Source organism: Parendozoicomonas callyspongiae, assembly GCF_023502345.1.
GTDB lineage: Bacteria > Pseudomonadota > Gammaproteobacteria > Pseudomonadales > Endozoicomonadaceae > Sansalvadorimonas > Sansalvadorimonas callyspongiae.
The window spans coordinates 146,262-158,515 of the sequence record NZ_JAMFLX010000001.1 but is presented as its reverse complement, the minus strand read 5'-3'; the positions used below and the strand labels follow the sequence as shown (position 1 = coordinate 158,515).

Annotated in this window: 14 protein-coding genes; 7 read left to right on the top strand and 7 right to left on the bottom strand. The window is 48.8% G+C overall.

The window, feature by feature from the left end:
• Positions 1–168 precede the first annotated feature (168 nt).
• Entirely contained in the window at positions 169–696 is a 528-nt protein-coding gene (locus M3P05_RS00655; protein ID WP_249697296.1) for a hypothetical protein, read from the top strand.
• 91 nt (positions 697–787) lie between these two features.
• Here the strand turns inward: M3P05_RS00655 and M3P05_RS00650 are convergent, their stop codons facing one another.
• From M3P05_RS00650 to M3P05_RS00640, 3 genes are all read right to left on the bottom strand, one after another.
• A complete protein-coding gene (locus M3P05_RS00650) occupies positions 788–1,333 on the bottom strand; it encodes a YggT family protein (protein ID WP_249697295.1) in 546 nt (181 codons plus the stop codon).
• Between the two features lie 63 nt (positions 1,334–1,396).
• Positions 1,397–2,227 (bottom strand): pyrroline-5-carboxylate reductase, encoded by an 831-nt coding sequence (gene proC, locus M3P05_RS00645; protein WP_249697294.1) that lies wholly within the window; start codon positions 2,225–2,227, stop codon positions 1,397–1,399.
• Between the two features lie 62 nt (positions 2,228–2,289).
• Entirely contained in the window at positions 2,290–2,997 is a 708-nt protein-coding gene (locus M3P05_RS00640; protein ID WP_249697293.1) for a YggS family pyridoxal phosphate-dependent enzyme, read from the bottom strand.
• A gap of 230 nt (positions 2,998–3,227) precedes the next feature.
• On the opposite strand from M3P05_RS00640, the gene M3P05_RS00635 reads away from it, so the two are divergent.
• Positions 3,228–4,262 carry a type IV pilus twitching motility protein PilT gene (locus M3P05_RS00635; RefSeq protein WP_249697292.1) on the top strand — a complete coding sequence of 345 codons (1,035 nt, stop codon included), beginning with the start codon at positions 3,228–3,230 and terminating at the stop codon, positions 4,260–4,262.
• A gap of 22 nt (positions 4,263–4,284) precedes the next feature.
• Complete coding sequence (locus tag M3P05_RS00630; RefSeq protein ID WP_249697291.1) at positions 4,285–5,406, top strand: PilT/PilU family type 4a pilus ATPase; 1,122 nt, start codon at positions 4,285–4,287, stop codon at positions 5,404–5,406.
• Here M3P05_RS00630 and ruvX read toward each other — a convergent pair.
• The 4 genes from ruvX to gshB form a co-directional block, all read right to left on the bottom strand.
• The gene (gene ruvX / locus M3P05_RS00625; protein WP_249697290.1) at positions 5,403–5,855 is read right to left on the bottom strand and encodes a Holliday junction resolvase RuvX; all 453 of its coding nucleotides are present in this window, start codon (positions 5,853–5,855) and stop codon (positions 5,403–5,405) included. The genes M3P05_RS00630 and ruvX overlap by 4 nt on opposite strands.
• A gap of 18 nt (positions 5,856–5,873) precedes the next feature.
• A complete protein-coding gene (locus tag M3P05_RS00620; RefSeq protein ID WP_249697289.1) occupies positions 5,874–6,455 on the bottom strand; it encodes a YqgE/AlgH family protein in 582 nt (193 codons plus the stop codon).
• Positions 6,456–6,469: 14 nt separating this feature from the next.
• Positions 6,470–7,375, bottom strand: a complete 906-nt coding sequence (locus M3P05_RS00615; RefSeq protein WP_249697288.1) for an energy transducer TonB — start codon at positions 7,373–7,375, stop codon at positions 6,470–6,472.
• A 69-nt stretch (positions 7,376–7,444) separates the two neighbouring features.
• Positions 7,445–8,395, bottom strand: coding sequence for a glutathione synthase (gshB, locus tag M3P05_RS00610; protein WP_249697287.1), 951 nt, complete (start codon positions 8,393–8,395; stop codon positions 7,445–7,447).
• Positions 8,396–8,625: 230 nt separating this feature from the next.
• On the opposite strand from gshB, the gene pilG reads away from it, so the two are divergent.
• From pilG to M3P05_RS00590, 4 genes are all read left to right on the top strand, one after another.
• A complete protein-coding gene (pilG, locus tag M3P05_RS00605) occupies positions 8,626–9,015 on the top strand; it encodes a twitching motility response regulator PilG (protein WP_249697286.1) in 390 nt (129 codons plus the stop codon).
• Between the two features lie 46 nt (positions 9,016–9,061).
• On the top strand, positions 9,062–9,427 hold the full coding sequence (gene pilH / locus M3P05_RS00600; protein WP_249697285.1) for a twitching motility response regulator PilH: 366 nt from the start codon (positions 9,062–9,064) through the stop codon (positions 9,425–9,427).
• On the top strand, positions 9,427–9,984 hold the full coding sequence (locus tag M3P05_RS00595) for a chemotaxis protein CheW (protein WP_249697284.1): 558 nt from the start codon (positions 9,427–9,429) through the stop codon (positions 9,982–9,984). Before pilH ends, M3P05_RS00595 begins: the two co-directional genes overlap by 1 nt.
• 184 nt (positions 9,985–10,168) lie before the next feature.
• The gene (locus M3P05_RS00590; RefSeq protein WP_249697283.1) at positions 10,169–12,217 is read left to right on the top strand and encodes a methyl-accepting chemotaxis protein; all 2,049 of its coding nucleotides are present in this window, start codon (positions 10,169–10,171) and stop codon (positions 12,215–12,217) included.
• Positions 12,218–12,254 lie beyond the last annotated feature (37 nt).

Below are 12,254 nucleotides of genomic sequence, written 5' to 3'. Positions count from 1 at the left end.
GCAACAGACATGGAGAATCTTTCACTCGTATTACCTCTGACCTTTGGTCTGATCCTGTTGATGCTGGGCTGTCTGGATCAGCCCAGCTGCCACCAATGGATAATAGAGACCCGGGAGAAAAACACATACCTTGGCGGTCATATTAAGGGCTGACAGGGAGTTTGTAATATGTTGGAACGACAAGGATGTCAGACTGGCAGTGATGAGCCGGATAATTCCAATGGTCATGCTTTAGTCGAATATGGTGCTGAAAACCGGAAGCTTCACCGTTCAGCAGCCCATACAGCTCTGCGAATCAGTTATCCCCTGAGAAGGCTGACTTCTGATGCTATTGCGGGGCAGGCTTTAGGTGGATTTGGCGGCACAGTTGCAGGGGCTGGAGCTGGAGCGGCCATTATGGGTGTCACTTCAATGATTATCTCCCGAAACAAGAAGTTTCGGGCAGCCTCTATATCGCTGGGGGCTCTGATCGGAGGAACTCTGGGTAGCAGTCTTGGTGGCGTTTCTGGGGCCGTAACTGGTTTGTTTGTAGGGGTTGCGCGCCTGCCATTTGCCATTATGACAAGTATTTCTGCCAAAGAAGCAGGTAAGTTGATTACTCCTCTGGAAAAGACCGCCAGGGTTGGGTGGAAGGTTCTGAATAACCCTTATGCCGTTCGGGAAAGGATAAAGAACAGCCTTAATCTGAAAAAATAATCGCAGAAATTGCTTTCAAAAAATTTCAGGGACTGAAATAAAAAAGTGCCATTTATTGGCACTTTTTTATTTGCTTATGATGTGGCTGGTATCACATCCCAGGAATCAAAGATGGCAGTGCCCCCTTGATAATCACAATGGCCAGCATGACCACCATCACTGAGAAATCCAGACCGCCAATAGGTGGCACAACTCGGCGCACCCGGCTGCACAGAGGCTCGGTCAGCTGGTGCAGAAGCATCAGGCCGGGGTTGTAGCTATTAGGAGCCACCCAGCTGGCAATAACCATGATGATCAGGGCAAAGGTATAAAGATCCAGCAGCGCTTTCACCAGAAAGTACAGCGAGAGGCTGATAACGGTTCCAGGAGGGAAAGCCATGTATCCCAGAGCCTTCAGCTTGAGCAACACAAAAATGGCCTGAACAATAAATGCCAGAACCAGTGAGGCAATATCATAGCCGCCTACGCCAGGAATGATTCTGCGCAAAGGGTTCAGCAAAGGGCTGGTGATTTTCACAATGGCCTGTGAAATAGGGTTGTAAAAATCAGCTTTCACAAGCTGCAGCAGGAATCGCAAAAGGATAGCCATTACAAAAAGGCCACCCACAGTATCAATCAGTAATATCAATATGGACATTCTTTGTCTCGTTTGTGTCCGGTTATCAACAGACTATAGGGGCGAGTGCCCCTGATTCAATCCCTAGGAGGTAAATTCTTTGGTCATTTCCTGGGCGCGCTTGTGGCAGTTGGCCATGGCTTTTTCAACCAACTCGCGAAGGCCACCATCCTCAAAAGTGAAAATCGCTTGCTCCGTTGTCCCTTTGGGAGACATTACGCGGCGCTTCAATTCACCGGCATCAACACCGGTTTCCTTAACCATCATTGCCGCTCCTAGAGCAGTTTGAGCGACCAGCTGGGAAGCTGTTTCCCTTGGAACGCCCATCTTCTCACCGGCATCAATCATTGCTTCCATCATCAGAAAGAAATAAGCGGGGCCGCTGCCGGAGAGTGCGATCACGTTGTCGATATCTTCTTCGCGTTCAACCCAGAGGCTGATACCGACAGCGTTCATGATGTCAGTGGTGAGTTTCTTCTGTTCTTCAGAAACATGTGCGTTGGCATACAGGCCGGATGCACCCTGCTGCATTAATGCCGGCGTGTTAGGCATGCAGCGCACAATAGGAAGATTTCCTCCACTCCATTCACTCAGGCTCTGCTCAGAAATGCCGGCAGCGACAGAGATCAAGACCGGTTTTCTTTCCTGTAACGCGGGAGCTAAGGGTTTCAATACCTGCTGCATGATCTGTGGTTTAACAGCAATAACGACGAAGTCCGCTTCAGAAATAGCTTCAGCGTTATCTGTTGTGGTGCGAATGCCAAACTTCTGCTCAGCTTCGTCCAGTTTTTCACGGGCAGGTTCTGCTGCAATGATTTTATCTGCAGGCCAGCCGTTACTGACCAACCCGCCAAAGATACTGCTTGCCATATTTCCGGCCCCAATAAAGGCCAGAGTAGGTGCTGAAGTGGTCATATAAGCTTGTTCTCTTTGCTTTTATTACGAAAAATGCTTCCGCATTTTCAGCTCACGGCTGTTTACTTCCGGGGTTGCGAATAGTCTCTGGCACCAAACAGTGCAGTACCAATGCGGACAATTGTGGCACCTTCTTCGATGGCAGCAATCATATCACCAGTCATGCCCATGGAGAGTGTGTCCAGTTTTAGCTGGGGGTTCTCAGTTTGAAGTTGTGTCAGCAGCGCTTTCATGGCTTTAAAAGGTTTACGCTGTTCTTCAAGGTCTTCGCTGGGAGCCGGAATAGCCATCAAACCACGAACCTCAACACCCGGTATCTTGATGATTTCTTCAACAGCCTTGGACACTTCTTCTGGCTTAAAGCCGGATTTGGTTGGCTGGCTATCAATATTGACCTGCAGGCAAATTTGCAGAGGAGCCATGTCTGCGGGGCGTTGGTCGCTCAGGCGGTGAGCGATTTTGACCCGGTCAACACTGTGCATCCAGTCAAAGTGTTCAGTCACCAGGCGAGTCTTGTTGGATTGCAGTGGGCCAATGAAGTGCCAGACTATGCCTTCTAGATCTTTGAGTTCGTTAACCTTGTTAACGCCTTCCTGCACATAGTTTTCACCAAAGTCCCGCTGCCCACACTGCCATGCTTCGCGGATCATTTCCGAGGGTTTGGTTTTGCTGACAGCCAGCAGTTTTACTTCACCGTGACGACCACAGTTTTCTGCGGCGGTGTGAATACTGTTGAGGGTGTCTTGGAATCGTTTTTGTATTGAAGTCATTGCCGTGTATATTTTGATAGATAGGTACTTTTTTTGATTCTTTGATCCTATGACTTTGATCTTTTGAATCGGGGTTACTCAAGTACCGAAACAGCCATGAGCTGGGAATGCACTATTGTCGCCATTTGGCCTATGGAAAATGCATTCACATGATAAATAGTCACCGGAATGATTATAAAGGGAATAACAGTCTCAGTCTGATTTTTCACTCAGACTGTCCCGGGGGATAAATGGAAATTACTGAGCTTCTCGCCTTTGGCGTTAAACAGGGATCGTCAGACTTACACCTTTCAGCTGGCTTGCCTCCCATGATTCGTATTGATGGTGACATTCGACGTATTAATGTGCCGGCCATGGACCATAAGCAGGTTCATGCCCTGATTTACGACATTATGAACGATAAACAGCGGAAAAATTTTGAAGAACATCTGGAGGCTGACTTCTCCTTTGAGGTCCCCGGAGTTGCCCGCTTTCGTGTAAACGCATTTAACCAGAACCGGGGAGCTGGTGCGGTTTTCAGAACAATTCCTTCGAAAATCCTGTCGATGGATGACCTTGGAATGGGGCAGGTTTTCAAGGATATCGCTAACAAACCCCGAGGCTTATGTGTGGTGACCGGGCCAACCGGCTCAGGTAAATCCACAACCCTTGCAGCCATGATCGACTACATAAATGAAAACAAAGCAGATCATATTCTGACAATCGAAGACCCTATCGAATTTGTTCACGAGTCCAAGAAAAGTCTGGTTAACCAACGGGAAGTTCACCGGGACACTGAAAGCTTCGATAACGCACTGCGCTCAGCCCTGCGTGAAGACCCGGATATTATCCTGGTTGGTGAAATGCGGGATCTGGAGACAATCCGACTTGCACTATCGGCAGCTGAAACCGGGCATATGGTTTTTGGAACACTCCATACATCCTCAGCTGCAAAAACCATCGACCGTATTATTGATGTGTTTCCAGCGGCTGAGAAAGGGATGGTTCGCTCCATGTTGTCAGAATCCCTCCAGGCTGTTGTTGCCCAGACCCTACTGAAAAAGGTTGGGGGTGGCCGGGTTGCAGCGCATGAGATCATGTTGGGAACTTCCGCTATCAGAAACCTGATTCGAGAAGATAAGGTTGCCCAGATGTATTCAGCCATTCAGACCAGCGGAAGCCTGGGAATGCAGACTCTTGATGGCCACTTGAAAGAACTGGTGGATAAAGGAGTAATTACGGCGGCAACAGCCAGGGAAAAAGCCAAAACGCCGGATAAGTTCTAACAGCTGCCAAGGATTTCTGATTATGGATATCACTCCGCTGTTAAAAGCGATGGTCGATAAAAAGGCTTCCGATCTTTTTATTACCGCTGAAATGGCTCCTAGCATGAAGGTGAATGGGAAGATTATTCCAGCTGTAAAAATGATCCTGACCCCTGACCAGGCCCGTGCAACTGTTTACGGTGTCATGGATGAAAAGCAGTGCGCTGAGTTTGAAGAAAAACATGAGTGTAACTTTGCTATTCACTCTAAAGGCGTAGGGCGTTTTCGTGTCAGTGCCTTTCATCAGCGCAATATGGCCGGAATGGTGCTGAGAAGGATCGAAACAACAATTCCGGAGCTTGATGACCTGGGCCTTCCTGAAATTCTCAAAGATCTTTCAATGACAAAGCGGGGGCTGATAATTTTTGTAGGAGGAACCGGGGCCGGTAAGTCCAGCTCCCTTGCTGCCATGATTGGCCATCGTAACCAGAACAGCTTCGGCCATATTATCTCTATCGAAGATCCCATCGAATTTATACATGAGCACAAGAACTGTATTGTGACCCAGCGCGAAGTTGGGATTGATACCGACAGCTACGATATCGCTTTGAAGAATACTCTCCGTCAGGCTCCGGATGTGATTATGATCGGTGAAATCCGGTCACAGGAAACCATGGACTATGCCATGGCCTTTGCTGAAACCGGACACCTCTGTCTGGCAACACTCCATGCCAACAATGCCAACCAGGCTCTGGACAGGATTATGCATTTCTTTCCGACAAACCGTCAGGGGCAGCTGTGGATGGATCTGTCTTTGAATCTGAAAGGCATTGTGGCGCAGCAGTTAGTACCAACACCTGATGGCAAAGGGCGGCACCCGGCTGTTGAGGTTCTGATCAATACACCATTGGTATCGGACTTTATTCGTAAAGGGGATATCCACGAGCTAAAGGCTTTAATGGCCCGTTCTAATGAGCATGGTATGAAGACCTTCGACCAGGCTTTGTTTGAGCTGTACAAGAATGGCGAGATCACTTATGACAATGCTCTCGCTCATGCTGATTCCGCTAATGATCTGAGATTGATGATCAAACTGGATGGTGATTCAGCGGGTAAGCCTGGTGACAGCAGCGATGGTGGCGAGCTGACAATTCAGGAGGATTAATCACCTACTCCCAGATGTTCAGCACCTTCACCGTTCATCCAGCTTTCCAGAATTAACTGTGCTGCCAGATCATCAATAGGGTTACTGCCGTAGTGACCTTTGTGGCCCAGCTTGCCCGCCCACTCTTTGGCTTCAAACGACGTCAGACGCTCATCGACCGGGTGCCAGGGTTTGTTAAAGCGTCCTTTGAGACGGTTACCAAACTTCTTTGCCCGGCGGGACATCTCTGATTCAGTTCCATCCATATTCAGAGGCATGCCCACAACAAAGGCATCCGGCTGCCACTCTTCAATAATTCGTCCCAGTTGATCCCAGTCAGGAATGCCATCTCTGGCCTTGATGGAAGGGATAGCATTAGCTGTACAGGTAATAGCCTGGCCAACAGCAATGCCAATATTGCGGGTTCCAAAGTCAAAACCCATTACAGTTTTGTATGTCTGTTTAGTCATTCGTCATTCTAACCAGAATCAGGCGTGGCCTGCTTCGTGGCTGAGTAGTGTCAGGTCTACACCAATTCTTGCAGCAGCTCTTGTAAGCCGGTGCTCAATCGGTGTGGAGAAAAGAATAGATCTATCAGCAGGGCTGTTTAGCCAGATATTCTGAGCCAGCTCGTTTTCAAGCTGCCCTGGCCCCCATCCAGCATATCCCAGAGCGACAAGTGTATTATTCGGGCCTTCTCCAGCAGCAATGCTGTCAAAGATCGCCTGAGATGAGGTCAGGGACAGATCCGGAGTGATATGCAGTGCATTTGCTGTAGGAGAGTCTTCTTTATGGGTATGGAGAACAAAGCCGTGTTCCATATCCACAGGCCCTCCAAGAAAGACATGATCCTGATAGTGAGGTGCTTCATCCGGGAAGTTGAGGCCAATCTGTTTGAACAGATCGCCAACACAGACATTCAGAGGGCGGTTAATCACCAAACCCATGGCACCTTCGCTGTTGTGATCACACAGGTACACCACAGACTCTGCAAAGTTTGGATCGTCCATTTGCGGCATAGCGATCAGCAAGGTATCTCGCAGACTGTCATGGGTGGCTGTTTCAATCATTACAGGTTCCCGATTTATCCTCTGAACATGTCACCTGGCTCGAAGCGCCAGGTACGGATAATCTCGATAACATCATACTCCTGAAGTTCGGGGGGGAAAGGGCTGAATGGTGCAGACATTCTCACAATATTGCGTGCGGCATTATCCAGAACATTGCTGCCGGATGAATCAACAATTTCTATGCTCTTGAGGCTTCCATCACGGCGAATCTGAACGGCAACACGTAGTTCACCATAAATTTTCTGCTGCCGTGCCTGTGCAGGATAGTTGATTGTACCAATGCGCATGACTTTTCGGCGCCAGGCTTCCTGGTAGTAAACATCGGCCTTTCTTGTGGATGCAGCATTTATCCGGTGGACTACCGGTCTCTTGGCATAAGCCTGCCGTTTCTGGAAGAACTCTGCTTCAAGGCTGGCGATTTCAGCGGAGAGATCAATCCGTGGCTTTGGCGGCATATCTTCCGGTGAAGGGCTGAGCTTACTCACTCTGCTGGTTGCAGGAGCTATTGTCTCCGATTTGGCGACCGTTGTTACCTGTTTGGCTTTCTTTGGAGTACTTTTGGGAAGTTGTGCCGCTTGTTCCTGCAGTTGAACCGGTTTTGGAATGGTATCCTGAATCGGCGCGGGAAGATCACTGGAGGGTCTGGCCTTTTCATCCAGGGTGCCACTACCCTGCTGGTTTGCCTGGGCCAGATAGTCTGCTTTTTCCGGTTCTTTCTCAGAGGGAAAGCTGGCCAGAGTGATTTCCATTGTCTTGGAGGGAGTTGCCGGATCCTCCAGAGAGAAGCTCAAGGCAAAAATCAGCAACCCATGAGCGGCCAGCGCCAGCAAAAGGCTGGTGGCGATAGTTGCCCTTGACTCACTCTTGTGATCAAACAGTTTGTTGTGAAACGTGTTTATCGTTCCGCTCCTGTTTAGCATGGAAATGCCATCCACATTTTGATTGGTTCGGGTGGACATTTTTTGCTTATGGCTGTTTCAGCTGGCAAATCAGGCTGCCAGCTTATCTTCAATAACTTTCATCAGGTGATCAGCAATAACAACGTCACACTGGTCTTCCAGCTCACAAATACATGTTGGGCTGGTGACGTTAATTTCCGTCAGGTAGTCGCCAATGACATCAATACCGACAAACAGCAGACCTTTCTCTTTCAAGGTGGGGCCGATATGTTCCGCAATCCAGCGGTCACGATCAGAAAGAGGTTGAGCCACACCTGTACCCCCGGCTGCAAGGTTTCCACGGGTTTCACCTTTCTGAGGAATACGTGCAAGGGCAAACGGCACAGGTTCGCCATCAATTATCAGGATACGCTTATCGCCCTTGGTAATCTCAGGAATGAATTTCTGCGCCATTATCTGCTGGTTACCGTAATTTGTCAGGGTTTCAAGAATCACACTGACATTCGGATCACCTTTTTTTACCCGGAAAATGGCCGTGCCACCCATGCCGTCCAGTGGTTTAAAAATGACATCTTCATGTTTTTCTGCGAATTCGCGCAACAGCCCCATATCGCGGCTGACCATGCTGCTGGTACAGCACTGAGGGAACAGTGTTGCAAAGTACTTTTCATTAAAGTCCCGCAGGCTGGAAGGTTTGTTAACGATCAGAGTACCTTCGCGCTCAGCCTGTTCGAGTAAATAAGTGCTGTAGATAAATTCATTATCAAACGGAGGATCCTTGCGCATCAGGATCACGTTCAATGAGGATAACTTCTCGGTTTCTCTGTCGCTCAGACTAAACCAGTCTTCAGGGTTTGCTCGAACTTCCAGAGGTGCCATATTGCCCATGGCAACGCCATCTTCCTGAAAAAGGTCTTTCTGCTCCATGTAATAGAGCTTCCAGTCCCGCTTCTGGGCGGCCAGGAGCATGGCCAGGGAGGAGTCTTTCTTGTAATTGATGCTCTGGATGGGGTCCATCACAATGCCCAGACGAATCGTCATGTAAATAGCTCGTATAAATGCTGCAGAGATTCTGTATTTTACCTAAATCATCACTGGTTAAATACCTTCGCGAGTGATGGTGGTCTCAGGGCTAGTGTGTTACAAATATTCTCGATTAACAAAATGTCTTTCCAGGAAAAATGAACAGAGTGCCCGGTTAATAGCTGTAACCAATTTACAGTACCAGAAGTCATAAAAGATTAACCCGGCACATAACAGGCCATAAAAGCATGGGTGATGACTTTTCCAGCCTCCGGGTCATGGTTATCGATGACAGTAAAACCATTCGGCGAACGGCTGAGGCTCTGCTAAGAAATGCCGGATGTGATGTTGTGACTGCGATTGATGGTTTTGATGCGCTGGTCAAAATCGTTGATACCGATCCAGATGTGATTTTTGTCGATATCATGATGCCCCGTCTGGATGGGTACCAGACCTGCGCATTAATAAAGAACAATTCCCGATACAAAGATACACCGGTCATTATGCTGACCAGTAAAAGCGGATTGTTTGATAAAGCCAAGGGGCGAATTGTCGGTTCTGATAAATACCTGACCAAACCTTTTGGCAGAGATGAGTTGCTGGAGGCGATTCGGGAATATATTCCCCAGGTTGCATAGAAGTCGCTTGATTTTTGAACAATAGAACATAAATGAGGGGGGTTAAATGGCCAGAGTTCTAATCGTTGATGACTCTCCGACAGAAACCGCCATTCTTGAAAAAATGCTGACCAACCACGGCTACGAGGTTTTGAAGGCAGATAATGGTGCTGATGGTGTCGCTTTATGCCGTGTAGAAAAGCCAGATGCAGTGCTGATGGATATTGTTATGCCCGGACTCAATGGTTTTCAGGCAACCAGGCAGTTAACCCGCAGCCCGAAAACCATGGGTATTCCGGTCATCATTGTCACAACAAAAGATCAGGAAACCGACAGGATCTGGGGTGAGCGTCAGGGAGCGAGAGGTTACCTCACAAAGCCGGTTGATGAAGGTACGTTGATAGATACCCTGAATCGGGTGGTGGCTGCCTGATGGATACACCTTTTGAGCTATTGCTGGACCTGGATCGTCGTGCCCGGTGTTTTGCTGAAGAGGTGCCTTCTTCCGAAGAGGTTAAAAGGCTCTGGCGTGGAGTCGGATTTGTTCTTAAGGGAGAGCGCTATGTTTCCCCTTTGGAAGATATTCAGGAAGTTCTGCGCCCTCCGGAAAGCCTGACTCCTATCCCGGGTGTTGTGCCCTGGGTGTTAGGGGTCGCCAATGTGCGGGGACGACTGCTGCCTGTCATCGATCTTGGGTGCTTCCTTGGTTTTGGGGTGGCACAAAGCATTCGACAGCAGGTTTTGGTTATTGAGCACGGAGATATGTTCTGTGGTTTGCTGGTAGATGAAGTCACTGGAATGCAGCACTTCAGGGAAGAGAGCTATCAGGGCAGCGTACCTGTACAGGTATCAGACAAAGTTAAACCATTTCTCGCTGGAAGCTATTGGCTGAATGATAGCGATGAATATCTTTTATTCAGTCTGAAGGCTCTGGTTGAAAGTGCAGATTTTCTACAGGTATCAATGGGGCATGAAGTTGCTACGGCTTGATTAATTAAGCCGCTAGGAGCCTGTCGGACTTAACCGACCGTAGCGAGAAAAAGTCCGACAGGCTCCTAGATACCTGCAACACAATTTTAATATTCAAGTCATGTCGAGACAGGCGCTGAGACCAGTCATCAACCATGACAACGGGGATTGGCAGGGATAATTACAGCCAGGGGAATTGTAACCAATGAAAGCCAATGAGAGTTCATGGACGGGATCTGGAAAAAGCATCACGCTGCTTTTTATCCTTCTCACCGCATCAATTGCTGCAGTTGTTGCAGGGTTCTGGCAGCTTAATAGAGCAACAGAAGTTGACCGTGAATATCTCGCCAATGCTGGAGAGCTCCGGGTACTGTCACAGCAGATAGCAACAAATGCAGCGGAAGCTGTCAGTGGTAGGGAAGAAGCATTCGGTGTGTTGCAGGATATACGCAATGAATTCCAGGGTCGCTATGACACTTTGAATAATGGCGATGTCTCCATAGGACTGCCTCCTGCCAGTGCCCAGCCGGGAGCCGTTGGAAGCCGTATGGTTGACCTCTCTGAGAGCTGGGGAAGAGTTCAGATCAATACCGACAGTATCCTTAGCAATCAACAAGCCATTTTGTCTCTGCATGAAGTGGCTGCAACATTGGCTCGGATGATTCCTCAGCTTCAGCTGCAGTACGATGAAATTGTTCAGATCATGCTGGAGAAGCAGGTCGATGCCAGACAGGTTGTTATCGCTCAGGAACAGGCACTGCGGGCTGAACGAATAATAAATAATGTTGCCCGGCTCCAGGAAGGTAGTGAGAACGCATCTCTGGCAGCAGAAGATTTCAGCAGGGATGTCAGCCATTTTGGAACCGTGCTTGGTGGAATGCTTAAGGGCAATGCAGAACTGGGAATATTCCAGGTTATTGATCCGGAGGTTCGTTCTCTGCTTACGGAAATCTCTGAGCTTTTTGAGTTTGTCTCCGGTTCTGCGGAAGACATTCTAAACCGCTCATCAGAGCTGGCTATAGCTACTGCAGCATCTGATGTGATCTTTCAGGAGTCACGTGCGTTACTCCGTAATTCGTCCAACCTGACAAATGCCTTTGAGACGTTGCCCGTTGAGCGGGATATTCTGCAGGGAAATCAATATACCGTTATTGCTCCGGGAGCCGTTGCCCTGCTCTCTATTCTGCTGATTGGCTGGATTATGGTGCGTGATACACGCCGACGTTATCAGGAAACAGTAAAGAGTAATAAGAAGAATGAGACCGCTATTCTTCGGCTGCTGACAGAATTGTCTGACCTTGCTGATGGCGACTTAACCGTCAGCGCAACAGTGACTGAAGATTTTACCGGTGCTATCGCTGACTCCATTAATTTCTCCATCGAGCAGCTGCGAACGCTGGTAGACACGATTAACCAGACAGCCGTTTCTGTAGCTGGAGCAGCAGATGAAACTCAGAATACTGCACGGCACCTTGCGGAAGCTGCTGAAAATCAGGCGCGGGAAATCTCTGATGCTTCAACGGCAATAAATGAGATGGCAGTGTCTATTGATCAGGTTTCAGCGAATGCCCAGGAATCCTCTTCTGTTGCTGAACGTTCTGTGGGGCTGGCCAAAAAAGGTAATACTGGTGTTCAGAACACTATCTCCGGGATGAACACAATCCGCGAGCAGATTCAGGATACATCCAAGCGTATAAAACGACTGGGTGAATCTTCCCAGGAGATTGGGGATATTGTTTCCCTTATCAACGAAATAGCAGATCAGACCAATATTCTGGCACTGAATGCAGCGATTCAGGCATCTATGGCGGGAAGTGCCGGGCGAGGATTTGCGGTTGTTGCCGACGAGGTTCAGCGGTTAGCCGAGCGAGCTTCGGCTGCTACACGTCAGATTGAAGGGTTGGTGAAAACCATCCAGACGGATACCAATGAAGCGGTTATCTCTATGGAACAGACCACGACAGAAGTCGTTCGTGGTGCATCTCTGGCTCAGGACGCAGGTGTCTCACTGGAAGAGATTGAAACTGTATCCCACAACCTTTCTGACTTGATTGCCAATATCTCCCGTGCAGCCAGCCAGCAGGCGTCATCTGCCGGACATATTTCTAGCACTATGAACGTGATTCAGGAAATCACCACCCAGACATCAGCCGGAACCAACGCAACGGCGCACTCGGTTGGGCATCTGGCAGATATGGCCAGTGATATGCGTGAATCGGTATCAGGTTTCAAACTGCCCGAAAAAATGGTCTGAACAGGAGCATCGTCAAGGTTCAGGCCTTGATGGACAG

Bases quoted from the DNA above. Each gene is read 5' to 3' on its own strand.
- M3P05_RS00655 (WP_249697296.1), top strand. From the start codon at position 169: ATGTTGGAACGACAAGGATGTCAGACTGGCAGTGATGAGCCGGATAAT.
- M3P05_RS00650 (WP_249697295.1), bottom strand. From the start codon at position 1,333: ATGTCCATATTGATATTACTGATTGATACTGTGGGTGGCCTTTTTGTA.
- proC (WP_249697294.1), bottom strand. From the start codon at position 2,227: ATGACCACTTCAGCACCTACTCTGGCCTTTATTGGGGCCGGAAATATG.
- M3P05_RS00640 (WP_249697293.1), bottom strand. From the start codon at position 2,997: ATGACTTCAATACAAAAACGATTCCAAGACACCCTCAACAGTATTCAC.
- M3P05_RS00635 (WP_249697292.1), top strand. From the start codon at position 3,228: ATGGAAATTACTGAGCTTCTCGCCTTTGGCGTTAAACAGGGATCGTCA.
- M3P05_RS00630 (WP_249697291.1), top strand. From the start codon at position 4,285: ATGGATATCACTCCGCTGTTAAAAGCGATGGTCGATAAAAAGGCTTCC.
- ruvX (WP_249697290.1), bottom strand. From the start codon at position 5,855: ATGACTAAACAGACATACAAAACTGTAATGGGTTTTGACTTTGGAACC.
- M3P05_RS00620 (WP_249697289.1), bottom strand. From the start codon at position 6,455: ATGATTGAAACAGCCACCCATGACAGTCTGCGAGATACCTTGCTGATC.
- M3P05_RS00615 (WP_249697288.1), bottom strand. From the start codon at position 7,375: ATGCTAAACAGGAGCGGAACGATAAACACGTTTCACAACAAACTGTTT.
- gshB (WP_249697287.1), bottom strand. From the start codon at position 8,395: ATGACGATTCGTCTGGGCATTGTGATGGACCCCATCCAGAGCATCAAT.
- pilG (WP_249697286.1), top strand. From the start codon at position 8,626: ATGGGTGATGACTTTTCCAGCCTCCGGGTCATGGTTATCGATGACAGT.
- pilH (WP_249697285.1), top strand. From the start codon at position 9,062: ATGGCCAGAGTTCTAATCGTTGATGACTCTCCGACAGAAACCGCCATT.
- M3P05_RS00595 (WP_249697284.1), top strand. From the start codon at position 9,427: ATGGATACACCTTTTGAGCTATTGCTGGACCTGGATCGTCGTGCCCGG.
- M3P05_RS00590 (WP_249697283.1), top strand. From the start codon at position 10,169: ATGAAAGCCAATGAGAGTTCATGGACGGGATCTGGAAAAAGCATCACG.